Annotated in this window: 26 protein-coding genes; 16 read left to right on the plus strand and 10 right to left on the minus strand. The window is 72.1% G+C overall.

Features of this window, described 5'->3' with window-relative positions:
• Positions 1-18 precede the first annotated feature (18 nt).
• The 4 genes from IG62_RS0108585 (at position 19) to IG62_RS0108600 (ending at position 2,778) form a co-directional block, all read left to right on the plus strand.
• Positions 19-1,338 (plus strand): CynX/NimT family MFS transporter, encoded by a 1,320-nt coding sequence (locus IG62_RS0108585; RefSeq protein WP_037837983.1) that lies wholly within the window; start codon positions 19-21, stop codon positions 1,336-1,338.
• Between the two features lie 61 nt (positions 1,339-1,399).
• On the plus strand, positions 1,400-1,519 hold the full coding sequence (locus tag IG62_RS49475; protein WP_261952231.1) for an SGM_5486 family transporter-associated protein: 120 nt from the start codon (positions 1,400-1,402) through the stop codon (positions 1,517-1,519).
• A 321-nt stretch (positions 1,520-1,840) separates the two neighbouring features.
• Positions 1,841-2,173: a hypothetical protein gene (locus IG62_RS49805; RefSeq protein WP_324604612.1), complete on the plus strand. Its 333-nt coding sequence runs from the start codon at positions 1,841-1,843 to the stop codon at positions 2,171-2,173.
• Positions 2,174-2,259: 86 nt separating this feature from the next.
• The gene (locus IG62_RS0108600; protein WP_030411673.1) at positions 2,260-2,778 is read left to right on the plus strand and encodes a SixA phosphatase family protein; all 519 of its coding nucleotides are present in this window, start codon (positions 2,260-2,262) and stop codon (positions 2,776-2,778) included.
• Between the two features lie 504 nt (positions 2,779-3,282).
• On the opposite strand, the gene serB is transcribed toward IG62_RS0108600, so the two are convergent.
• On the minus strand, positions 3,283-4,530 hold the full coding sequence (gene serB / locus IG62_RS0108605; RefSeq protein WP_030799383.1) for a phosphoserine phosphatase SerB: 1,248 nt from the start codon (positions 4,528-4,530) through the stop codon (positions 3,283-3,285).
• Positions 4,531-5,180: 650 nt separating this feature from the next.
• Between serB and IG62_RS0108610 the strand changes: the two genes are divergently transcribed.
• The gene (locus IG62_RS0108610) at positions 5,181-7,778 is read left to right on the plus strand and encodes an FHA domain-containing protein (RefSeq protein WP_030799385.1); all 2,598 of its coding nucleotides are present in this window, start codon (positions 5,181-5,183) and stop codon (positions 7,776-7,778) included.
• A gap of 99 nt (positions 7,779-7,877) precedes the next feature.
• On the opposite strand, the gene IG62_RS0108615 is transcribed toward IG62_RS0108610, so the two are convergent.
• From IG62_RS0108615 to IG62_RS0108630, 4 genes are all read right to left on the minus strand, one after another.
• Complete coding sequence (locus IG62_RS0108615) at positions 7,878-8,651, minus strand: transglycosylase SLT domain-containing protein (protein WP_030799387.1); 774 nt, start codon at positions 8,649-8,651, stop codon at positions 7,878-7,880.
• A gap of 314 nt (positions 8,652-8,965) precedes the next feature.
• On the minus strand, positions 8,966-9,667 hold the full coding sequence (locus IG62_RS0108620) for a nitroreductase family protein (protein WP_030799393.1): 702 nt from the start codon (positions 9,665-9,667) through the stop codon (positions 8,966-8,968).
• A complete protein-coding gene (locus tag IG62_RS0108625) occupies positions 9,627-10,808 on the minus strand; it encodes an S-adenosylmethionine:tRNA ribosyltransferase-isomerase (protein ID WP_051797763.1) in 1,182 nt (393 codons plus the stop codon). Before IG62_RS0108625 ends, IG62_RS0108620 begins: the two co-directional genes overlap by 41 nt.
• Positions 10,808-11,665, minus strand: coding sequence for an SDR family NAD(P)-dependent oxidoreductase (locus IG62_RS0108630; RefSeq protein WP_051797752.1), 858 nt, complete (start codon positions 11,663-11,665; stop codon positions 10,808-10,810). Before IG62_RS0108630 ends, IG62_RS0108625 begins: the two co-directional genes overlap by 1 nt.
• Positions 11,666-11,851: 186 nt before the next feature.
• Here IG62_RS0108630 and IG62_RS0108635 point away from each other — a divergent pair, with 186 nt between their 5' ends.
• The 6 genes from IG62_RS0108635 to IG62_RS0108660 all read left to right on the plus strand — a co-directional run bounded on the left by IG62_RS0108635 (position 11,852) and on the right by IG62_RS0108660 (position 15,159).
• Complete coding sequence (locus tag IG62_RS0108635; protein WP_030799398.1) at positions 11,852-12,997, plus strand: GAF domain-containing sensor histidine kinase; 1,146 nt, start codon at positions 11,852-11,854, stop codon at positions 12,995-12,997.
• Positions 12,990-13,637 (plus strand): response regulator, encoded by a 648-nt coding sequence (locus IG62_RS0108640; RefSeq protein ID WP_030799400.1) that lies wholly within the window; start codon positions 12,990-12,992, stop codon positions 13,635-13,637. The genes IG62_RS0108635 and IG62_RS0108640 overlap by 8 nt, the downstream gene beginning before the upstream one ends.
• Positions 13,638-13,857: 220 nt before the next feature.
• Positions 13,858-14,100 carry a chaplin gene (locus IG62_RS0108645; protein ID WP_030799402.1) on the plus strand — a complete coding sequence of 81 codons (243 nt, stop codon included), beginning with the start codon at positions 13,858-13,860 and terminating at the stop codon, positions 14,098-14,100.
• A 170-nt stretch (positions 14,101-14,270) separates the two neighbouring features.
• The gene (locus IG62_RS0108650; RefSeq protein WP_030799404.1) at positions 14,271-14,513 is read left to right on the plus strand and encodes a chaplin; all 243 of its coding nucleotides are present in this window, start codon (positions 14,271-14,273) and stop codon (positions 14,511-14,513) included.
• Between the two features lie 92 nt (positions 14,514-14,605).
• Positions 14,606-14,851 carry a chaplin gene (locus IG62_RS0108655; RefSeq protein ID WP_030799406.1) on the plus strand — a complete coding sequence of 82 codons (246 nt, stop codon included), beginning with the start codon at positions 14,606-14,608 and terminating at the stop codon, positions 14,849-14,851.
• Between the two features lie 62 nt (positions 14,852-14,913).
• On the plus strand, positions 14,914-15,159 hold the full coding sequence (locus IG62_RS0108660; RefSeq protein ID WP_030799407.1) for a chaplin: 246 nt from the start codon (positions 14,914-14,916) through the stop codon (positions 15,157-15,159).
• 116 nt (positions 15,160-15,275) lie between these two features.
• On the opposite strand, the gene IG62_RS0108665 is transcribed toward IG62_RS0108660, so the two are convergent.
• Positions 15,276-16,091 (minus strand): hypothetical protein, encoded by an 816-nt coding sequence (locus IG62_RS0108665; RefSeq protein WP_030799409.1) that lies wholly within the window; start codon positions 16,089-16,091, stop codon positions 15,276-15,278.
• Between the two features lie 108 nt (positions 16,092-16,199).
• On the opposite strand from IG62_RS0108665, the gene IG62_RS0108670 reads away from it, so the two are divergent.
• The 4 genes from IG62_RS0108670 (at position 16,200) to IG62_RS0108685 (ending at position 19,378) form a co-directional block, all read left to right on the plus strand.
• Entirely contained in the window at positions 16,200-16,991 is a 792-nt protein-coding gene (locus tag IG62_RS0108670; protein WP_037838008.1) for an ABC transporter ATP-binding protein, read from the plus strand.
• Between the two features lie 86 nt (positions 16,992-17,077).
• The gene (locus IG62_RS0108675; RefSeq protein WP_030799413.1) at positions 17,078-17,491 is read left to right on the plus strand and encodes an NfeD family protein; all 414 of its coding nucleotides are present in this window, start codon (positions 17,078-17,080) and stop codon (positions 17,489-17,491) included.
• Positions 17,492-17,592: 101 nt separating this feature from the next.
• Complete coding sequence (locus IG62_RS0108680) at positions 17,593-18,534, plus strand: SPFH domain-containing protein (RefSeq protein ID WP_030799416.1); 942 nt, start codon at positions 17,593-17,595, stop codon at positions 18,532-18,534.
• 76 nt (positions 18,535-18,610) lie between these two features.
• Positions 18,611-19,378 (plus strand): sulfite exporter TauE/SafE family protein, encoded by a 768-nt coding sequence (locus IG62_RS0108685; protein WP_030799418.1) that lies wholly within the window; start codon positions 18,611-18,613, stop codon positions 19,376-19,378.
• A 35-nt stretch (positions 19,379-19,413) separates the two neighbouring features.
• Here IG62_RS0108685 and IG62_RS0108690 read toward each other — a convergent pair whose 3' ends face one another.
• The 3 genes from IG62_RS0108690 to IG62_RS0108700 all read right to left on the minus strand — a co-directional run bounded on the left by IG62_RS0108690 (position 19,414) and on the right by IG62_RS0108700 (position 21,694).
• A complete protein-coding gene (locus IG62_RS0108690; RefSeq protein WP_030799422.1) occupies positions 19,414-19,917 on the minus strand; it encodes an HNH endonuclease in 504 nt (167 codons plus the stop codon).
• A 413-nt stretch (positions 19,918-20,330) separates the two neighbouring features.
• On the minus strand, positions 20,331-20,870 hold the full coding sequence (locus IG62_RS0108695; RefSeq protein ID WP_030799424.1) for a YbhB/YbcL family Raf kinase inhibitor-like protein: 540 nt from the start codon (positions 20,868-20,870) through the stop codon (positions 20,331-20,333).
• A 41-nt stretch (positions 20,871-20,911) separates the two neighbouring features.
• Positions 20,912-21,694 (minus strand): sporulation protein, encoded by a 783-nt coding sequence (locus IG62_RS0108700; RefSeq protein ID WP_030799426.1) that lies wholly within the window; start codon positions 21,692-21,694, stop codon positions 20,912-20,914.
• Between the two features lie 163 nt (positions 21,695-21,857).
• Between IG62_RS0108700 and IG62_RS0108705 the strand changes: the two genes are divergently transcribed.
• Entirely contained in the window at positions 21,858-22,508 is a 651-nt protein-coding gene (locus tag IG62_RS0108705; protein ID WP_030799427.1) for a DNA-3-methyladenine glycosylase, read from the plus strand.
• Between the two features lie 151 nt (positions 22,509-22,659).
• On the opposite strand, the gene IG62_RS48395 is transcribed toward IG62_RS0108705, so the two are convergent.
• Positions 22,660-22,915: hypothetical protein (locus IG62_RS48395; protein WP_234326342.1), on the minus strand; the 256-nt coding region annotated here is incomplete at its 5' end.

Genomic DNA, 22,915 nt, shown 5'->3' on the forward strand with positions numbered 1-22,915 from the left:
GATTCTATGATGACTCCCATGGCAGACGAAGACCTCGCGACCGTCGGCACCGAAGCCGACGCCCGTACGACCACCACCGCCCCGGCGCCCGACGGCACCGGGGCGCAGCCGGACGCCGCGACCGGAACCCCGGGGAGCGCCCCGGCCGCCGGGCGCTGGCTGCCGCGGATCGTGATCGCCGGTCTCGTCCTGGCGGCGCTCAACCTCCGCCCGGCCATCACCAGCCTCGGCGCGCTCCTGGAGGAGGTCCGCGACGGCCTCGGCATGAGCGGCACCCTCGCCGGGCTGCTCACCTCCGTGCCGCCGCTGTGCTTCGCGGTCTTCGGGTTCGCCGCGCCCCGGCTGGCCCGGCGCTGGGGGCCCGGCGCGATCGTCTGCGCGGGTATGGCCGCGATCGCCGTGGGCGTCGTGGTGCGCCCGTACGCCGGCGGCACCGGCGGGTTCCTCGCCGCCAGCGCGCTCGCCCTGGCCGGCATCGCGGTCAGCAACGTGCTGATGCCGGTCGTGATCAAGAGCTGGTTTCCTGACCGGGTCGGCCCGCTGACCGGGCTGTACTCGATGGCGCTGGCCCTGGGAACCTCGCTCGCCGCGGCGGTCACCGTGCCCATGACCCGGGCCCTGGGCGGCAGTTGGCGCACCGGGCTGGCCGTGTGGGCGGGGCTCGCCGCGGTCGCCGTGCTGCCGTGGCTCGCGGTCGTACGACAGCGCGCCACGGCCTCCGGGCCGGCCGCGGGCGGCGCGCGTACGGGGCAGGCCCCGCTGCGGATCACCTCGTCGCCGACCGCCTGGGCACTCGCCGTCTTCTTCGGCCTCCAGGCCACCGCCGCGTACATCACCATGGGCTGGATGCCGCAGATCTTCCGCGACGCCGGGGTCTCGGCCCAGACCGCGGGGGTGCTGCTCGCGGTCACCATGGCGATGGGGGTCCCGCTGTCCTTCGTGCTGCCGCGACTGGCGTCCCGGATGCGGCATCAGGGTCCGCTCGCGGTGCTCCTGGGGATCTGCGGGCTGGCCGGCTATACGGGGCTGTGGCTGGCGCCGGCCGCCGGGGCGTGGGCCTGGGCGCTGCTGATGGGCATCTCCAACTGCTCGTTCCCGCTCGCCCTGACCATGATCGGCATGCGCTCGACCAGCTCCGCCGGTGTCGTCAAGCTGTCCGCCTTCGCCCAGAGCGTCGGCTATCTGATCTCCATCCCCGGCCCGCTGCTGGTCGGCACGCTCTACCAGCACAGCGGCGGCTGGAGCCTGCCGATCGCCCTGATGGCGGGCCTGATGGTGCCGCAGATCGCGGTCGGCGTGCTGGCCGGCCGGGACCGCCGGATCGAGGACGAGGCGTGAGCGCCGGCCGGGTGCCCCGCCCCGGGCTCACGGCCGGATCCGCGGGTGCGACACTGGGCCCATGCCAGTGCTCGAACCGAATCCGCAGGGCAGCCAGAAGAAGCTGCTCCTCGTGCTGGGCCTCATGCTCGGTGTGACCGTCGTCGTCGCGATCATCGCGAGCATCGCCGCGCCACGATGAGGGCTGCCGCGCCACGGTGAGGGCTGCCGCGCCGTGCGGCGGGCCGCTGAGGTACGGCCGTCCGGTCGGCCCGGTCCGGCCGCTGGGGTACAGCCGGTGCGGCCGCTGGGGTACAGACGGTCCTGCCCCCGGCCGGGGGAGACGGCCGGGGTGGGGGAAACCCCCATCCCCTAAGGGACCGGTATCAGGGATAAGTGGGGGGCTTCCCGGATAGGAACGGCCGCCGGTGATCCGTAGCTTCGAAGTACACCGCACAGCGCGGTGGCCGAGCCGCAGCCCGCGGCCGCGCAGCCCCTTCGATGCGTTACGGAGGCGATCCCCATGTCCGCCGCGTTCAGGCGGTCACCCGCAGCCCAGGCCGCCCGCCTGCGGAGGACCAGCGGCCCGCGGACGCACGACTCCCGGACACACAGCCCGCGGACGCACGGCTCCCGGACGCACGGGCTGCGGATACTCGGCTTGCGGATACCCCGGCCGCGCACGCGCGGTCTGCGGGCGCGGCTGCCGTGGTGGGCGCTGGCGCTGCCGGTGGTTTCCTTCATGGCCCTGTTGGCGGTCGTGGCGAGCCCCGCCCGGGCGAGTGCGGCGAGCGCCCCGCAGGGGTTCGCGGTGCTGCTCCAGTACCTCGCGGGAATCCTCCGGATAGGCGCCTGAGCGCCCCGGTTGCCCGCCGTCACCCTGCAGGGGGAGCGCTTCAACACCCCGCGCCCCGCGCCGCCTTTCGTGCGAAGCTGGGACGCATGAGCGTCGATACACCCCGCCGGATTGTCCTCCTCCGCCATGCCAAGGCCGAATGGTCGGAGACCAGCGATCATGAGCGTCCGCTCGCCGAGCGCGGCCGCAAGGACGCCCCCGTCGCCGGCCGCTGGCTGGCCGGTTCGGGCGTCACCCCCGACCTGACGTTGTGCTCGACGTCGACGCGCACCCGCGAGACATGGAAGCTCGCCGTCCATGAACTCCCCCAGCGCCCCAAGACCGTCTATGACGAGCGGATTTACGAGGCCTCCCTGGGCGAGCTGATCGCCCTGCTCAACGAGACCTCGGACGATGTCACCGACCTCGTGCTGGTCGGGCACAACCCGGGTGTGCACGCCCTCGCGGACGCGCTGTCGGGGGAGGCCGACGGCGATCTGCTGCCGCGGATGAACCGCAGCGGCTTCCCGACGGCCGCGATCGCCGTGGTCGCCTTCAACGGCTCGTGGAAGTCGGTGGAGCACGGCGTCGGCCGGCTGATCGCGTACTGGACGCCGCAGGGCTGAGTCCCCACCTCGCCCGGACGCCGCAGTACCGAGCCTCCCGCCCGGATGCGGCAAGGCCGAGCGCCCCGCCCGGACACCGCAGGGCTTGAGCCCCCGCGCCGCGTCGGCGCCGCCAGGCCGAGGTCCCCGGCCCGGCAGCCGCCACCGTCCCACGGCGCGAGATGCCCGAGCGGGCCGGCAAACGGAAGCGGGGCCCCGGCACACCGCCGGGGCCCCGCTCATGCATCGGCCCGTCGCTCAGGGCTCACGTGCGGGCGCGTCCCTCAGGCTCGCCGCCCCGCGCCGCCGAGCCCTCCGGTCACCGGGGGCTCTCCTGGCCAAGCCGGCCACGCCCACCCCGCTCACGGCACCCACCCCGCTCACGGCGGTACGCGCCGCCCCGGCTCACCCACGTCTGTGCCGCCCCGGCGCACCCCACGCACGCGCTGCCACTGCTCGCCCCACGTCCGTGCCGCCCTCGCTCGCCCCACGTTCGTGCCGCCCCCGCTCGCCCCGCTCGCCCGCTCACTCCGCGTGGGTGTCCGCCGCCTCGACCTCTTCGCGGGTGATGCCCAGCAGGTACAGCACGGTGTCCAGAAACGGCACGTTCACGGCCGTGTGCGCCGCCTCCCGCACCACCGGCTTGGCGTTGAAGGCGACCCCGAGACCGGCCGCGTTGAGCATGTCGAGATCGTTGGCGCCGTCACCGATCGCCACGGTCTGGTCCAGCGGCACCCCGGCCTGGTGGGCGAAGTCCCGCAGCAGCCGCGCCTTGCCCGCCCGGTCCACGATGGGCCCGGTGACCCGGCCGGTGAGTTTGCCGTCGACGATCTCCAGGGTGTTGGCGTTGGCGAAGTCCAGCCCCAGTTCCTCCTGCAGCGCGTCGGTGACCTGGGTGAAACCGCCCGAGACGACGCCGACTTGATAGCCGAGCCGCTTCAGCGTCCGCACCAGGGTGCGGGCACCGGGGGTGAGCCGCACCTCCTTGCGCACCGCCTCCACCACCGACTCGTCGAGCCCCGCGAGCAGCTTGACCCGGGCGTGCAGCGACTGCTCGAAGTCCAGCTCACCGCGCATCGCGGCGGTGGTCACCTCGGCCACCTCGGCCTCGCAGCCCGCGTGCGCCGCGAACAGCTCGATGACCTCGTCCTGGATCAGCGTCGAGTCGACGTCCATCACGACCAGCCGCTGGGCCCGGCGCTGCAGCCCGGCCGCCACCACGGCGACGTCGACGCCCAGCTGCGCGGCCTCCAGGGCCAGTGCCGTACGCAGCGCCCCGGTGGCCGCACCGGAGACGGCGAATTCAACGGCGGTCACCGGATACTTGGCGAGCCGGAAAATACGGTCGATGTTGCCGCCGGTGGCCGTTATGGCGGCGGCGATGGCGGCGGTGGACTCCGCGGTGAGCGGGTGACCGAGCACAGTGACGTGCGAACGTCCGGTGCCGCGCGGACGGTTGTCACCCCGGCCGGAGATGATCTCCGCCTGGAGGTTCAGGGACTCGGCCCAGCTGTGCACGGTGGCCCGCAGGTCACCCTCGGAGGAGCCGCTGGTGCCCTCCCCGGGGGACGGGGTGGTGACCAGTGCGCACAGCGTGATGCGCCCCCGGGTCACGACCTGCTCGATGTCCACGACATCGACGGAGTAGGCGGCGAGGGTGTCGAAGAGACCTGCGGTGATGCCGGGCCGGTCCTTCCCGAAGATCTTCACGAGAAGGGTCGGTACGTCATCGCCCGGTACGGCGGTGGCAGGCGGGATCTGCGATGCGCTCATGGTGCCCTTACGTTAACCGCCGGGCCGTCGCGTCCGTACGGCTGTCCGGGGTTCGGACCGCGGCGGCACGGTCCGCCACCGGCCCGCGCCCCTCGCGGTGGCCCCGCCGGCCGCGGTCCCGGCGGGCCCGTCGATCGTTATGCAGTCGTGTCCGTCCCGCCCGGATCCGCAGGTCGGGACAACCCCGGCGGAAAGCCCAACCTCCTTGGCCCGCCGCGGGGTTCGGTACGCCGCGGCCGGCGCGTGCCGGGGGCGGAGCACACCCGGACCGCGAACGCGGCAGCCCGCGCACGCCCGGCCGGCGCACCGCGCACGCACCGCGGCCATGATCCGGATGTTGTCCGCTTCCTCCCATGATGCGGCTTCCGCGGCCGGTCCGCACGGCCTCCGGGGCCGTCCTGCACGGCGTCCCCGGCGCGGGCCGCCGCCCCGTCCGCGCACCCGCCCGTCCGGTACACCCGTAATCCGGTGATCCCTGCGGATCCATGGGCTCTTCCCGTGCTCCGGGAGTGTTTGGCGGGCCCCGCGGAAACCGTCTGCACCCCGGCCCCGTCCCGGTTTCCGGTCCGCGGGCCGAGCCTGAAATAGTTCCTCACGATGTTCGCCATCCCTAGACTTCCCGCACAGGGCGTCACTCGGGGGACTATGTAATGGGGCATGGAGTGCCTGAACTCGTACTCGAATTGAACGGAAGGACCTGGACGCTCGATCCGTCCCGGTCCTACAACGTGGGCCGTGATCCGCAGGGCGACATGGTGCTCGACGACGCCAGGGTCTCCTGGCGCCACGCCACCGTGCGATGGGGCGGCCGCAGCTGGATCATCGAAGACCACGGCAGCACCAACGGCACCTACGTCCAGGGCCAGCGGATCCACCAGACGGAGATCGGCCCCGGCTCGGCCGTGCATCTGGGCAACGCCACCGACGGCCCCCGGCTGACCCTGTCCGCCGCCGCGCCGGCCGCCGACGCCTTCCACGCGCAGTCCGCGATGACGCCACAGCAGCAGCCGGCCGCCCAGGCGTGGCAGGCGCCGCCCGCGCACCAGGCGCCGGGCCGGCAGTCGCCCGTTCACCCGCAGCCGCCCGCCCAGCAGGGCTGGCAGGCGCCGCCGCAGGGCCAGCAGCCGCCGTACGTCCCGCCCCAGCAGGCCGTACCCCAGCAGCCCCAGCAGGGCGTCCCCCCGCAGCAGGCCCGCCGGCCCCAGCAGCGCTCGGCGCCCCACGCCGGCGGCGCACCGGCCGGCGACCGCAGCCCGACCACCTTCCACCGCCTCGACATGGACCGGGTGATGCGGATCGGCCGTGCGCTGGAGAACGAGCTGGTCGTCTCCGACCTCCAGGTCTCCCGCTACCACGCCGAATTCCACGCCACCCCCGACGGCCGCTTCGAGATCCGCGACCTCGGCAGCCACAACGGCACCTACGTCAACGGCCAGCCGGTCCCCAAGTCCGGCAAGGCCCCGGTCGGTCCGAACGACATCATCGGCGTCGGCCACTCCACGTTCCGGCTGGTCGGCGACCGCCTGGAGGAGTTCGTCGACACCGGCGAGGTCTCCTTCTCGGCCCGTCACCTCACGGTCACCGTCGAGGGCGGCAAGCAGATCCTCAAGGACGTCTCCTTCGGCGTCCCGGAGAAGTCGCTGATCGCGGTCATCGGCCCGTCCGGCTCCGGCAAGTCGACGCTGCTCAAGGCGCTCACCGGCTACCGCCCCGCCGACCAGGGCGACGTCCTCTACGACAACCGCAACCTCTACAAGCAGTTCGCCGAGCTGCGCCAGCGCATCGGCCTGGTTCCGCAGGACGACATCCTGCACAAGGAACTGACGGTCCAGAAGGCACTGCGCTACGCCGCCAAGCTCCGGTTCCCCGGCGACACCGCGGAGTCCGAGCGCGAGGCCCGGATCGACGAGGTGCTGCACGAGCTCAAGCTCCACGTGCACAAGGACAAGAAGGTCACCTCGCTCTCGGGCGGCCAGCGCAAGCGCGTCTCGGTGGCCCTGGAGCTGCTGACCAAGCCGTCGCTGATCTTCCTGGACGAGCCCACCTCGGGCCTCGACCCGGGCATGGACCGCGATGTGATGCAGCTGCTGCGCGGCCTCGCCGACGACGGCCGTACGGTCCTGGTCGTCACCCACTCCGTGGCCGAACTCGGCCTCTGCGACAAGCTGCTGGTGATGGCACCGGGCGGTGGCGTGGCCTACTTCGGCCCGCCCGAGGAGGCGCTGAACTTCTTCCAGTACGACACCTGGGCGGACGTCTTCTCGGCCTTCGAGAACTACCGCGACTACGACTGGATGGGCCGCTGGCGCGGCTCCCCGCACTTCCAGATGTACGCCGCCGACATCGACGCCACCGCCCCGCAGTCGGTGTCCATCCAGCCGCCGCCGGCCCGCATGCAGAAGTCCCAGAGCTGGGGCTCGCAGCTGTGGACGCTGATGCGGCGGTATGTCTCGGTGCTCGCCTCCGACCGCGGCTTCCTGGGGCTGATGCTGATCCTGCCGGCGGTGCTCGGCGTGGTCTCGATGCTGATCCCCAGCGACTACGGCCTCGGCTACGGCCCGCTGAACCGGCACCGCACCAACCGCGACGCCAGCACGATCATGCTGATCCTCGCGGTCGGCATGTGCTTCTCCGGCGCCGCCAACTCGGTGCGTGAGCTGATCAAGGAACGGGTCATCTACGAGCGTGAACGGGCCACCGGCCTGTCGCGGTCGGCGTATCTGATGTCCAAGGTGATCGTGCTGGGCGTGGTGACCGCGGTCCAGGGCGTGATCATCGCGGCGATCGGCTTCTCGACCCGGAACATGCCCACCGAGGGCCTGATCCTCCCCAAGGCCCCGGCGGTCGAGATGGCGCTGGCGATCATCGCGCTGGGCTTCACCTCGATGATGTTCGGCCTGATCATCTCCGCGCTGGTCAAGACCGCCGAGAAGACCATGCCGCTGCTGGTCATGTTCGCCATCGTCCAGGTGGTCTTCACCGGCGTGCTCTTCCAGCTCTTCGACACCCTCGGCGTCGCCCAGGTCGCCTGGCTGATGCCGTCCCGCTGGGCGGTCGCCGCGATGGGCGCGACGGCCGACATGAACACCCTGCTGCCGTGGGAGCTGGGCAACCCCGACCCGCTGTGGAAGCACCAGACCGGCGTCTACGTGATGGACATGATCATCCTGATCAGCCTCGGCGTCGGGTTGGCCTTCGTCGTCGCGCGGCTGCTGCGCCGCCACGAGCCGGAGGTCATGCGCAAGTAGCGCCCGGCCCGTACGCATGCGCCGAGGGGCGGCACCCGACTGCGGGTGCCGCCCCTCGGCGGTGTGTGCGCGTCCCCCTGCGCAACGTCAACCGGTGGCTCAGTAGGCGGAGTTGACGTTGTCCATCGAGCCGTACTTGTCGGCCGCGTAGTTGCAGGCCGCGGTGATGTTGGCGACCGGGTCGTAGATGTTCCAGGAGGTGCCCGCGACGTGGTACGTCTTGAAGGTCGGGTCGATCACCTGCAGCAGGCCCTTGGACGGGATGCCGTTCTGGGCGTTGATGTCCCAGAGGTTGATCGCCATCGGGTTGCCGGAGGACTCCCGGATGATGTTCCGGTAGATGCCGTTGTACGAGCCGGGGATGCCCTTCTGGGCCATGACGTGCAGCGACTCGCGGATCCAGCCGTCGAGGTTGTTCGGGTAGGTCTTCACGGCCGGCTTCGGCGCGGCGGCCGGGACCGCGGTGCGGACCGCGGAGCGGCTCGCGGCCTGCTTCGCCTTGCGCTCCTTCTCGGCCTTGGCCTTCGCCGCGGCGGCGGCCTTGGCCTTGGCGGCCTTCTCGGCGGCGGCCTTCTTCGCAGCTGCCTTCTTCGCGGCGGCCTGCTTCGCGGCGGCCGCGGCCTCGGCCTTGCCCTTGGCGGCGGAGGCGTCGGCCTGCTTGGCGATGGTGGCCTGCTGGGCCCTGGCGGCCGTACCGACGGCGCTGAAGGCGACCGGCTTGACGTTCTCGATCGCGGTGGCCTGGGTCTTGCCCTGATCGGCGTCCGCACCCGGAACGGCGGCGAAGATCAGAGCTGCGGCACCGGCTGCAGCGACACCGGCGACACCGAGCTTGTGCGACCGGTTGAAGCGGGAAAGAGCGTGCTTGGGCATGGCGGGACAGACCTTCCGAAGGGGGACGTCGCACGGGCCTTGAGCGGCGGCCAACGCCGAGTTCTGACCACGGCGCCGAGCGACGAGGGCCATTCTTAGCGGCCGAAAATTGCCCCGGCAAAGGTGTGACGTACGATCCGGGTTAGTGGAACCAGTAGCGGGAATATCGCATCCGGAATGGATAAATCCCTGGTCAGATGCGATTTCACCGGCCACTAACCCGGGTCGTAAGTGATTTACGCCCTATTGGCGGCGTCACAGCCCGAAGGGGAAGGTCTCGCCATCAGTAATTGCAAACGCACAGCCCGTATGCGCTAGATCTCGACCAGCACCTGATCCAGGCTCTTCCGTACCAAATCGGGCACTTCGCACTCCGGTGCCGGGTAGCCCACCGGGATCACCGCGAACGCCTTCTCGTTCGCCGGCGGCCCCAGCACCTCCTGCAGGAACCGCATCGGGCTGGGCGTGTGCACCAGCGCCGCCAGCCCCGACAGATGCAGCGCGGACAGCAGCATGCCGACCGCGATCCCCACCGACTCGTCGACGTAGTAGTGCTTGCGCCTGCTGCCGTCCGGACCCAGCCAGTGGCGCTGCTGGAAGACGACGATCAGGTGCGGCGCATCGGTCAGATGCGGCTTGATCTCGTCCGTGCCCAGCGGCCGCAGGGCGGCCAGCCACTCCTCGCCCAGCCGCCCCCGGTAGGAGCGGCGCTCCTCGGCCTCCGCCGCCGCCCTGATCCGGCGCCGCACCTCGGGGTCCTTGACCAGGACGAACGTCCAGGGCTGCTGATGTGCCCCGGACGGGGCGGTCGCCGCACAGGCGATCGCGTCCTTCACCACCTGCTCCGGCACCGGGTCGGCGGCGAACTGCCGGACCGTGCGCCGCCGGCCCATCCGCTCCCGCAGCGCGGCGGCCCGGGCCAGCGACTCGGCCACGGGCATCCGCGCGGGCCGGTACGGCACCGGCCGGTAGGGCTCACCGTGGGTCGGCGTCCAGTTCCTCGTGGAGTGCGACATGCACCGAGTCTCGGACCCGGTCCGGCAGCAGCAGATGCAGATCGCCGAATTCGTGCCACAGGTAGCGCCGCTCCACCGCCGCCTCGTACGCCCGCTCCAGCGCGGCCCGGTCCGCGGCCGCCGACGCCACCGCCCGCAGCATCAGCAGATGGGAGGCGGTCGGCTCGTGCAGCCCGGTGAGCAGGCCGTCCACCGCCCGCACCCCGCGCTCCGGCGTCACCACCAGGTCCGTCCACCCGGCCGCGGCCCGCACCCGCCCGTCCGCACCGGTCGCCGACTCCAGCGCCCGTACGGCCGTCGTGCCCACCGCGACGATCCGGCCCCCGGCGGCCCTCGGCGCCACCCTGCGGCGGGCCCGTGCGGCGTTCACCAGCCATGCCGTCGCCGCCGGCACCGCGAAGCGCTCCGGGTACGGCGGCTCGAACGCCTCCGCCGACGCCACCCCCGTGTGCAGCGAGATCGGCGCGAACTGCACCCCCCGGCTCACCAGCCGCGCCACCAGCTCCGCGGTGAACGGCCGGGCCGCGCTCGGCATCTCCGCGCTGCCGGCGCCGGGGGAGTCCACCGCGAACACCGTCCGGTACGCGGTCAGCGGCTGGTCCCGGTCGGTGTAGCCGTACCGGATCGGCCGCCCGTGCCGCCGCAGCAGCTCCGGCACCCGCAGCCCGGACGGCCGCGCCCACCACAGCCGTACGCCTCCCGGGTCCACCGGTGCCTCCAGGGTCAGCCGCGCGCCGCCGGGCAGCCGCACCACCGTGCCGGGCGGACCGCCTGGCCGCGGCAGGGTGCTGCCCCGGCCGTCCGGACTGCGCAGCTCCACCGCCCAGCAGCCGGCCACCGCCCGGCCCGCCGGATGCCACCGGTCGGCCCTGGTCGAGAAGTGCACCACCACCGGCTCGCCGCGCCCCCGGCCGTCCCCGGTCCGGCCGTCCACCGCCGCCGGCAGCGTCCGTGAGGTGTTCACCACCAGCACGTCCCCGGCCCCGAGCAACTCCGGCAGCTCCCGGAAGAGGTGATGGGCGGGCTCCCGCGTCCCCCGGCTCACCAGCAGCCGTACGTCGTCCCGGCCGAGACCCGGGCCGCGCTGCTCGGCCGGCACCCGTGCCGACAGCTCCGCCGGGACCCGCAGCGCCCCGGTGATCACCGGGACCCCGTCCCGCCGGACGTACCGGTGCCGGCCGGGCGGAGCAGTTCCGCGGCCGTGTACCGGCCGCTGGGAGCTGCGCCGTCCAGCAGCCGCAGCAGCGCCGGGACCACCGTCTCCGGCAGCGGCCGGTCCGCGTCGTCGTCCGGGACCGCGGCCGCGTACAGATCGGTCCGCATGTCTCCCGGGTCGACCCACCAGACCCGCAGCCCCGGCTCCTCCACCGCGAGCACCGCCGACTGCTGGTCCAGCGCCGCCTTGGCCGCTCCGTAGCCGCCCCACGTCGGGTACGCCTCGACGGCCGCGTCCGAGCTGATGCTGAGGACCGCACCGCCCGGTTGCCTTCCCGGCGCGACATCCGGCTCGCCATAATAGGGCGATTCGGACATATCTCTACCATCTGCTCCCCCTATATGAGGGGCAGTACCCCTATAAAGGAAATCACCCTCATACGATTCCCAATAGGAGGAGCAGCGCAAAAGCGGCAAAGCAGTCTGAAGCATGCCCAGGGGTGCCACCACATTCACCTCCAGCGCCCGCCGCAGCCCCTCAAGCGGCAGGTCCGCCAGCCGCACCAGCGGCTCGGCCCCCAGCGCGCTCGCGTTGTTCACCACCAGATCCAGCCCGCCCAGCTCCCCGGCCGCGGCGACCAGCGCCGTCCGGTGCCCGCCGTCCGCCACGTCCCCCGGCAGCGCCACCACCCGGCCCCCCGCCCCGGCCAGCGCCCGCGCCGCCTCCGCGAGCGGCCCGGCGGACCGCGCGTCCACCACCAGATCCCAGCCCCGTTCGGCCAGCGCCCCGGCGAGCGCCCGGCCCAGCCCCTTCGACGCCCCCGTGATGATCGCCACCGGCATGATCGCGTCCCCTTCCGCCCGGACCGGCCACCCCGGTCCGCGCCCTCACCGTAGGAACGCCACCACCCGCCGGGCGTCGGCCGCCGGACCGGCCCCGGCCACGGCATTCGGCCTAGGCCGGTGGTCCTGGTCGCCGGCCGGCGCAGGACCGATCCGGGTCGTCGACCCCGCCGGTACGGTGAAGCCATGACCAACGGACCGGGAGCCGGGATCCCCGCGGTGAGCACCGCGATCCTGGCCATGAGCAGGCATCTTGAGGTGCGCGACGTCCTCAAGACGATCGTGGCCTCGGCCCGCGAACTGCTGGACGCCGAGTACGCCGCCCTGGGAGTGCCCGACGACCACGGCGGCTTCGCCCAGTTCGTCGTCGACGGCGTCAGCGCCGAGCAGTGGAAGGCCATCGGCCCGCTGCCCCGCCAGCACGGCATCCTCGCCGCGATGCTGCACAACGCCACCCCCGAACGGCTCGCCGACGTCCGCCAGGACCCTCGCTTCGGCGGCTGGCCCTCGGCCCACCCGGACATGCGGGACTTCCTCGGCCTGCCGGTCGCCGACGGGGACGAGATCCTCGGCGCGCTCTTCCTGGCCAACAAGCGCTGCCCCAAGCCGGACGGCGGATGCGGCTTCACCGAGGACGACGAGCGCCTGCTGGGCATACTCGCCCAGCACGCCGCCATCGCCCTGACCAACGCCCGCCTCTACGAGCGCAGCCGCGAGCTGACCATCGCGGGGGAGCGGGCCCGGCTCGCCCACGAACTGCACGACGCGGTGTCCCAGAAGCTGTTCTCGCTCCGGCTCACCGCCCAGGCCGCCACCGCCCTCGTCGACCGCGACCCGGTCCGCGCCAAGGACGAACTCCACCAGGTCGCCGCGCTCGCCGCCGAGGCCGCCGACGAACTCCGCGCCGCCGTCGTCGAGTTGCGGCCGGCCGCCCTGGACGAGGACGGCCTGGTCGCCACCCTGCGCTCACAGGCCCAGGTCCTCGACCGCGCCCACTCCTCCCACGTCACCTTCGCCGCCCACGGCGTCCGCGCGCTGCCCGCCGCTCAGGAGGAGGCCATGCTCCGGGTCGCCCAGGAGGCGCTGCACAACGCCCTGCGGCACTCGGGCGCCGAGCACGTCGAGGTCACCCTCTCCCGGGCCGGCCAGGGCGCGCTGCTGCGGATCGCCGACGACGGCTGCGGTTTCGACCCCGGCATGGTCCGCCGGGCCGGCCGCCACCTCGGCCTGGTCTCGATGCACGACCGCGCCGGCGGCGTCGGCGGAACGCTCACCGTGCAGTCGGAGCCCGGCAAGGGCACCGCTGTCGAGATGGAGGTGCCCGGTGGCTGACACCCGACCGATCCACGTCCTGCTCGTCGACGACCACCAGGTCGTCCGCCGCGGGCTGCGCACGTTCCTGGAGGTCCAGGACGACATCGAGGTGGTGGGCGAGGCCGCCGACGGGGCCGAGGGCATCGCCGCCGCCGAGCAACTCCGCCCGGGCGTCGTCCTGATGGACATCAAGATGCCCGGCATGGACGGCATCGAGGCACTCCGCAAGCTCCGCGAACTGGACAACCCCGCCCGGGTGCTGGTCGTCACCAGCTTCACCGAACAGCGCACCGTCGTCCCGGCCCTGCGCGCCGGAGCCGCCGGCTACGTCTACAAGGACATCGACCCCGAGGCGCTGGCCGCCGCCATCCGCTCCGTGCACGCCGGCCACGTCCTGCTGCAGCCCGAGGTGGCCGGCGCGCTGCTCTCCCAGGAGGACGGCAACGGCGGCCAGGGACGCGGGACCTCCCTCACCGACCGCGAGAGCGAGGTCCTCGGGCTGATCGCGGACGGCCGCTCCAACCGCGAGATCGCCCGCGCGCTGGTGCTCTCCGAGAAGACCGTCAAGACCCATGTCTCCAACATCCTCATGAAGCTCGACCTCGCCGACCGGACCCAGGCGGCACTCTGGGCCGTACGGCACGGAATCGGGGCCTGACCAGGCGCAAAAGCCGCCACGACCGGGCCGGCGGCGGTGCCGGGCCGGGGTCGGACGGTCCTTCGGTACGACAATGCGTCAACCCGAACGTCGACTGCCGGTCCGAGATTCATACTGTCGTGTAGCCGTAGCCCGTTCGGCGTATCCCTCCTCGTGCCGGGCCGTTGTCCAGAGCAGCCGTGACGGCTGGTCACGGCAACGGCAACGAGGAGCAAGAGAAGTGAAGAACATCAAGCGGGCAGCGGCCGTCACGATGGTGGCGAGCGGTCTCGCCCTCGCCGGCGCCGGCATCGCCTCCGCCCACACCCCGCAGGCGCAGGGTGCCGCGGTGCAGTCCCCGGGCATCGGCTCGGGCAACCTCGTCCAGGCCCCGGTGAAGGTTCCGGTGAACGTCTGCGGCAACACCATCTCGGTCGTCGGTCTGCTCAACCCCAGCTTCGGCGACCCCTGCGTCAACTTCTGAGCGCAGCAAGCGCTTTGCGCGCGGCCCGCGTGACGATCCCGTCCGCGCGGGCCCACACCGGACCGGCCCCCTCACCGCCGTGAGCGCGCGGCCGGTCCCCCTCCACACCCCGCCATGCCCATCAGTGCCGTTCACCGGCCCTGTGCCCCCTCACCGGAGGAATCCCCCGCATGAACACCGCCAAGAAGGCCGCCCTCGTCCTCGCCACCACCGCCCTCGGCCTGGGTGCCGCCGCCGGCTCCGCGTTCGCCCACGACGCGCACGCGAACGGCGAGGCCAAGAACTCCCCGGGCATCGTCTCCGGCAACCTCGTCCAGGCCCCGGTGCACGTCCCCGTGAACGCCTGCGGCAACACCGTCTCCGTCGTCGGCATCCTCAACCCGACCTTCGGGAACGTCTGCGAGAACGTCTGACCGTCGCCGCACCGGCCCCCTCCGGCCGCGCGGAAGCCGTCCTCACCCCTCTGTTTTCTTTTCTTCTTCCCACCACGCAAGGACCACATCTCATGAACACCGCCAAGAAGGCCGCCCTCGTCGTCGCCGGTACCGCCCTCGGCCTGGGTGCGGCCGCCGGCTCCGCCTTCGCCACCGACGGTGCGCAGGCCGCCGGTTGCACCACCACTTCTCCCGGCATCCTCTCCGGCAACCTCGTCCAGGCGCCCGTGACCGTGCCGGTGAACGTCAACGGCAACAGCGTCAACGTCGTCGGCGTGCTCAACCCCGCGTTCGGCAACCGCAGCACCAACTTCTGAGCCGCCCGCAGCCGCACCCGTCATTGCGGTCCCGTGCCACCACGCAAGGAACTCACCTCACCATGAACAGCGCCAAGAAGGCCGCCCTCGTCCTCGCCGCCACCGGCTTCGCCCTGACCGCCGCGGCCGGCTCCGCCTTCGCCGCCGGCGGCGCCCAGGCCGACGGCAAGGCGACGGTCTCCCCGGGCATCGGCTCGGGCAACCTCGTCCAGGCCCCGGTGCACGTCCCGGTGAACGCCACCGGCAACACCGCCAACGTCATCGGCGTGCTCAACCCCACGTTCGACAACACGAGCTCGAACAGCTGAGGTTGTCCGATCTGGGGTGAACAGCTCACCCTGCCCGGGCTGTCCGGCCCAGCTCGGCAACGGCCCCGTCGTCGACCACACCATGGCCCGGCGGGGCCCGCCCTTTTCCTCCCCCGTCAGCCGCCGCGCCGCTCCCGCTCCTCCACGGCGGAGTTGTACGCCGCGACCTGCGCCCGGCGGGCCGTACGCTCCACCGGACGCAGCGCCTCCGCGCGCGCCGCCATCTCCGACGCGCTCACCGCCGCGCCGTGCTCCGTACCGTCCCCGCCGGCCGCACGCGCGATGTCGATCAGCGCCCCGACCCGCTGCGCCAGCTCCAACACGCGCACCGCCCGCGGCGGATACCCCGGAGCCAGCACCTGACGGCCCGCCTCCGCCCGCGCCCGATACGCCGCCAGCGCCGCCTGCGCCACCGGCCCCGCCCCGGCCACGTCCAGCTTCGCGAGCACCTCGGTCGCCTCCCGCAGCGCCTCCGCCAGCTCCCGCTCCGCCTCGCCCAGCGACGGCACGTCCGCCGGCGGCGCCTCCCGCACCGGCAGACACCGCCAGACCACCTCGACGTGCACATCGGGCGCCGCCCCGCCCTCCGGGCCGGCCTCGTACGTCTCCGGGACCAGGCCCAGCCCGGCGCCGGTGACGATCACCGCCTCCTCGGCCTCCAGCGCGCGGGCGTTGAATTCCGGCGGCCCGCACAGCCCCAGCGGATGGCCGGGCACCGGCAGCGCCACCCGCAGCCCCACCGCGCCGAGCGCGCGCAACCGCCCCAGCGCGAGCGTCAGCCCGACCGGCGCCTCCTCCCCGGGCAGGCCGGCCACGCGGTGCACCGCGTCGTCCTCCGCGATACGGTGCACCGCTTCATCAGGTGAGACAAGTCCGGCCAAAAGGGCATTTCCCCATGACGCCAGCCGTCCTGAACGAGGTTCCTTGAGCATGGCCCCCAGCCTAGGGAACGGCACTGACAACGAGTGGCGTAGGTTTGCAGGGGGGCTGCGCCTACAGGTGCACGCGACGACCGAGATGCAATGGGAGACAACGCGCTCATGAGCGATGTGCTGGAGCTGGTGGACGTATCCGTGGTCCGCGAAGGACGGGCTCTGGTGGACCAGGTCTCCTGGTCGGTCAAGGAGGGGGAGCGCTGGGTGATCCTCGGCCCCAACGGCGCCGGCAAGACCACCCTGCTGAACGTCGCCTCCAGCTACCTCTTCCCGACCCAGGGCACCGCGTCCATCCTCGGCGAGCAGCTCGGCAAGGTCGACGTCTTCGACCTCCGCCCGCGCATCGGCATCGCCGGCATCGCGCTCGCCGACAAGCTGCCGCGCAGCCAGACCGTGCTGCAGACCGTCCTGACCGCGGCCTACGGCATGACCGCCCACTGGCAGGAGGACTACGAGGACGTCGACGAGCAGCGCGCCCGCGCCTTCCTCGACCGCCTCGGGATGAACGACTACCTCGACCGGAAGTTCGGCACCCTCTCCGAGGGCGAGCGCAAGCGCACCCTGATCGCCCGCGCCATGATGACCGACCCCGAGCTGCTGCTGCTCGACGAGCCGGCCGCCGGCCTCGACCTCGGCGGCCGCGAGGACCTGGTCCGCCGCCTCGGCCGCCTCGCCCGCGACCCGTACGCGCCGTCGATGCTGATGGTCACCCACCACGTCGAGGAGATCGCCCCCGGCTTCACCCACGTCCTGATGATCCGTCAGGGCAAGGTGCTGGCCGCCGGCCCGCTCGAGCTGGAGCTGACCTCCCGCAACCTCTCCCACTGCTTCGGCGTCCCCCTGGTCGTCGAGCGGGTCGGCGAGCGCTGGACCGCCCAGGGCCTGCCGCTGGCCTGAACACCCGTCCGCCCGGCCGCCGCTGACCGATCGCGCCCTGTCCCCGGGCCGCCGTACCGATCTACCATGAGCCCGTGGATCCATGGGTGTGGTGGCTGATCGCCGCCGTAGGGCTGGGTATTCCGCTCGTCGTGACCGCGATGCCCGAATTCGGGATGCTCGCGGCCGGTGCCGTCGCCGGTGCCGTCACCGCAGCGCTCGGTGGCGGCACCGTCGCGCAGTTCCTCGTGTTCGCCGCCGTGTCCGTCGCGCTCATCGCCGTCGTACGCCCCCTCGCCAACCGCAACCGCCGCCAGAGCCCCCAGCTCGCCTCCGGCATCGACGCCCTCAAGGGGAAGAGCGCCACGGTCCTGGAGCGGGTCGACGGCGGCGCCGGCGGCCGCATCAAGCTCGCCGGCGAGATCTGGTCCGCCCGCGCCCTCGACGCCGAACGGATCTACGAGCCGGGCCAGCAGGTCGACGTCGTCGAGATCGACGGCGCCACCGCCGTCGTCATCTGACCCGAACACGCTGCGCGACGAGCCACGACTCTGAAAGACTGATCAACGGCAAGCCGGTCACCGGCCGGCACGGACCAGCAACGAAGGGCACGGGAGCCGCTGTGGAACCGATCATCATCGTCCTGATCATCCTGGTGGTGCTCGTGTTCATCGCACTCATCAAAACGATCCAGGTCATCCCCCAGGCCAGCGCCGCCATCGTCGAACGCTTCGGCCGCTACACCCGCACCCTCAACGCCGGCCTGAACATCGTCGTCCCGTTCATCGACTCGATCCGCAACCGCATCGACCTCCGCGAGCAGGTCGTGCCGTTCCCGCCGCAGCCGGTGATCACCCAGGACAACCTCGTCGTGAACATCGACACCGTCATCTACTACCAGGTGACGGACGCCCGCGCGGCCACCTACGAGGTCGCCAGCTACATCCAGGCCATCGAGCAGCTCACCGTCACCACCCTCCGCAACATCATCGGCGGCATGGACCTGGAACGGACCCTCACCTCCCGCGAGGAGATCAACGCGGCCCTGCGCGGCGTCCTCGACGAGGCCACCGGCAAATGGGGCATCCGCGTCAACCGCGTCGAGCTGAAGGCCATCGAGCCGCCGACCTCCATCCAGGACTCGATGGAGAAGCAGATGCGCGCCGACCGTGACAAGCGCGCCGCGATCCTCCAGGCCGAGGGTGTCCGGCAGTCCCAGATCCTCACCGCCGAAGGTGAGAAGCAGTCCTCGATCCTGCGCGCCGAAGGTGAGGCCAAGGCCGCCGCGCTCCGCGCCGAGGGCGAGGCCCAGGCCATCCGGGTGGTCTTCGAGTCCATCCACGCCGGCGACCCGGACCAGAAGCTGCTCTCCTACCAGTACCTCCAGATGCTCCCGAAGATCGCCGAGGGCGACGCCAACAAGCTCTGGATCGTGCCCAGCGAGATCGGCGACGCCCTCAAGGGCCTCGGTGGCGCCCTCGGCAACTTCACCCCGCCGACCGGCGGCGGCTCCATCCCCAAGCCCAGCACCCCGAAGCACGAGACGCCCCCCATCGACGACTGAGCCCGTCTCCGCCGCCGCCCGCGCCCCTGGTGCATGATCGGGCAGGACCACACCGAGCATGCACGGGGGAGCCAGCATGACCCTTTGGGAAGCCGCCGCCGTCCTCGCCGCCGGCGTCGGCGCCGGCACGATCAACACCATCGTCGGGTCCGGGACCCTGATCACCTTCCCGGTGCTGCTCGCCCTCGGACTGCCGCCCGTCACGGCCAACGTCTCCAACACCCTGGGCCTGGTGCCCGGCTCGCTCAGCGGCGCCTTCGGCTACCGCCGCGAACTCTCCGGCCAGCGCCGCCGCCTGCTCCGCTTCGGGCTCGCCGCCCTCCTCGGCGGCCTCGGCGGCGCGATCCTCCTGCTGGCCCTGCCACCGGAGGCGTTCGCCATAGTGGTCCCCGCGCTGATCGCGGTCGCCCTCGTCCTCGTCGTCGCCCAGCCCCGGCTCTCCGCCCGGCTCCGCGCCCGCCGCGCGCGGAGCGGCACCGCCGCCCACCCCGACGGCGGCCCCGTCCTGCTCCTCGGACTGCTGCTCGCCAGCGTCTACGGCGGCTACTTCGGCGCGGCCCAGGGCGTGCTCTACATGTCCCTCATGGGCCTGCTGCTCGACGACGACCTCCAGCGCCTCAACGCCCTCAAGAACGTCCTCGTCGGCGGCGTCAACGGCGTCGCGGCGGTCTTCTTCCTCTTCGTCGCCCACTTCGACTGGACCGCCGTCGCCCTGATCGCCGTCGGCTCCACCCTCGGCGGCCTGCTCGGCGCCAGGATCGGCCGACGACTGCCGCCGACCGCCCTGCGCGCGGTCATCGTCCTGGTCGGCCTGGCGGCCATCGCCCATCTCCTGCTCAACTAGCGGGAGTTGGGCAAGGGCCGCCGCCCCGGACGGCGCTACGCCGGCAGCGCCAGCCACTCCGGCAGACCGTCCCGCACCGACACCCCCAGCGTCGACAGCAGCGCATCCGCCGGCGTCGGCTCGAACGGCCGCCGCAGCAGCTGCATCCCCGCCTGCTCGGGCGTACGGTCCGCTTTGCGGTGATTGTCCTCCGCGCACGAGGCGACGGTATTCAGCCAGGTGTCCCCACCACCGTGCGACCGCGGCACGACGTGGTCCACGGTCGTCGCCCGCCGCCCGCAGTACGCACACCGGTGCTGGTCACGCACCAGCACCCCGCGCCGCGACCATGGCGCCCGTCTTCGGAACGGCACCCGTACGTACCTGCTCAGCCGGATCACCTGCGGCACCGGTACGTCCACCGAGGCGGCCCGGACGCGCATCCCGGGGTGGGCGTGCTCGACGACCGCCTTGTCCTGCATGACCAGCACCACCGCGCGCCGCAGCGACACCGTCGCCAGCGGCTCGAAGCTCGCATTCAGCACCAGCGTCTCGCGCATCCCGTCCACCTCCCGGACCCGCTCCGCCCCCGCGGCGAAGTTGCTCCACTGTGCAGCGGCAGGTATTCCCCGAACAACGCAATTTCCGCATGCCACAAGGGAAATGGCGGACGAGCACGAGATGAAGACCGGGTGATCCGGCGACGGCGCACACAGGAGACCGCACGGACCGCGACCGGCCGAAAAGAGTGCGCTCCGGGTCCCGCCCCCGTGAAACACGCGGGACCCGGAGCGAACGGCAGCCGACGAGGACGCCCGACCCGAGGCCGGGCTCCGACAAGCAGCGGGCGACACACCTGCGCCCCGCCGCTCCCGCCACTGCGGTACCGACTGCCCGACGCCCTGATGAGGGGCGGCGGCACAGGTACCACTCTGCGTGCCGGAAGCGCCGGGGCGCAACGGAATTACGGTGCTCAGCCCTTGGCCGGCGCCTCGTACTCGCCGATCAGCTGGGCCCGCCCGATCGCATGGAAGCGCAGGTTGAAGCCCACCACCGCGGGCGAGGCGTCCGCATCGGGCCCGAGCTTCTCCTGGTCCACCGCGTAGACCGTGAACACGTAACGGTGCGGACCGTCCCCGGGCGGCGGCGCCGCCCCGCCGAAGTCCCGCGTCCCGTAGTCGTTACGCGCGTGCACGACGCCCTCGGGCAGCCCCTTCATGTCCCCCGAGCCGGCACCGGACGGCAGCTCCGTCACCGACGCCGGGATGTCGAACAGCACCCAGTGCCAGAAGCCGCTGCCCGTCGGCGCGTCCGGGTCGTAGCAGGTGACGGCGTAGCTCTTGGTCCCCGAGGGTGCCCCTTCCCATCGCAGGTGCGGCGAGCGGTTCCCGCCCGAGTGGACCTGCTCCGGCCGCAGCGTCCCGCCCGGCTCCACCTCGTCGCTCACCACGGTGAACTCCGGCACCGGCGGATGGAAATCGTGCGGAAGCGGCCGCCGCTTCAGCTCGGACACATGAACCTCCTGGTCGCTCGCTGACACTCTGTCGGGCCAGGTTAGAGCCAGTTCCGCTTACCGCCGACCTCCGCCAGCCACTGGTGGAGATAAGCCGCCCAGTCGGTCCCCTCGAAGTCGTGCAGCCCCACGGTGAACGACCGGTAGGTGTCCGACCCCTCGGAGAACAGCCCCGGCTTCTTGTCCATCTCCAGTACGACGTCCATCTCCCGGTCGTCCGCCACGAAGGACAGCTCGACCTGGTTCAGCCCGCGGTACTGCTGCGGCGCGTAGAACTCGATCTCCTGGTAGAAGGGCAGCTGCTGCCGCGTGCCCCGGATGTGCCCCTGCTCCAGATCCGCCGCCTTGAAACGGAACCCGAGCCGCCCGAACGCGTCCAGGATCGCCTGCTGCGCCGGCACCGGATGCACGTTGACCGGGTCCAGATCACCGGAGTCCACCGCCCGCGCGATCGCCAGCTCCGTCGTCACCCCGACGCTCATCCCACGCAGATGCGTGCCCAGGAACGTGGTGATCGGCGTCTCCCACGGAATCTCCAGGCCGAACGGCACGGTGTGCGCCGCTCCCGCCTGGACCTCGAAGGCCCCGCCCAGCTGCACCTTCGTGAACTGGATGTTCCTCTTGTACTCCTCGTCGCCGCTCTCCACCTCGACCCGCGCCTGCAGGCCGACCGACAGCCCCTGGATCTCCTGGGCCACCGACCCGCCCTGGATCCGCACCTCGCCCTGCACCACTCCGCCCGGGACGACGTTCTCCTCGAAGAGCACCGTTTCCACCGACGCACCCCCGGCCCCCAGGCTCGCCAGCAGCTTCTTGAATCCCATGCTCGTCCTCCCCAGGCACAGCGCCTGTGCTCCATTACGACCCGCGGGTCGCTACCTACGAACGCGAAACCGGCACGGGCCGGTTCCACCGCCCACACCTTCCCAACCCCGCCGCCCCCCTGGCCAGCCGGCACCCCTGATGCCTCCACTACCCTCGATCCGCATGACCGACGTACCGGAACGAATGCCGCTCAACCGCGACTTCTTCGACCGCCCCGTTGTGGAGGTGGCCCCCGACCTGCTGGGCCGCACCCTCGTACGCCACACCCCCGACGGCCCGATCGAGCTCCGGCTGACCGAGGTGGAGGCGTACGACGGCGAGGGCGATCCCGGCTCCCACGCCTACCGAGGCCGCACCGAGCGCAACGCCGCGATGTTCGGCCCGCCCGGCCATGCGTACGTCTACTTCATCTACGGCATGTGGTTCAGCCTCAACGCGGTCTGCGGCCCCGAGGGCCAGGCAAGCGGTGTCCTGCTGCGCGCCGGCGAGATCCTCAGCGGCGCGCACCTGGCCGCCGCCCGCCGCCCCAAGGCCCGCAGCGCCCACGAGCTGGCCAAGGGCCCGGCCCGACTGGCCACCGCCCTCGACATCGACCGCACCCTCGACGGCACCGACCTCTGCCGCGGCGGCGACGCCCCCCTCACCCTGCTCCACGGCACCCCGCCCACCCCTGACCGGGTGTGCAACGGCCCCCGCACCGGAGTGGGCGGGGACGGCGCCCACCACCCCTGGCGCTACTGGATCGACGGCGACCCGACGGTCAGTCCCTACCGTCGTCACGTCCCCCGCCGCCGCGCCACCTCGGCTACTTGACTCTGCTTGCGCGACCGCCTAACGTAGCCCGAGCCGTTGGAGACGGACAGCGCCTTCTGCGCCCTCCGCCAGGCGGCACAACCCAACTACTTCGCACGACTCCCTGACGGGTCGGCTTTCGCGTTGCCGAAAATCGATCCGGCCGACTCGATTATGAGTCGCCAGGGAAATTCGCTAAAGTAGTGACCCGCCGAGGGGCCGCCGAAAAGGCACCCCGAAGCACTCCGACGAAATCGGAAGCCGGAATCGAAAGAAAGCCGGATCTGATAAAGTCGGAAACCGCGAAGAAGCCGAAAGGCCGAAACGCGCCGGCGAAAATCGGAGCCGCAAGGATCTGATAGAGTCGGAAACGCAAGACCGAAGGGAAGCGCCCGGAGAGCCTGGTGAAACAGGCACAAAGGAAGCGT

It is taken from the genome of Streptomyces sp. NRRL S-337 (genome assembly GCF_000720175.1).
Lineage (GTDB): Bacteria > Actinomycetota > Actinomycetes > Streptomycetales > Streptomycetaceae > Streptomyces > Streptomyces siderophoricus.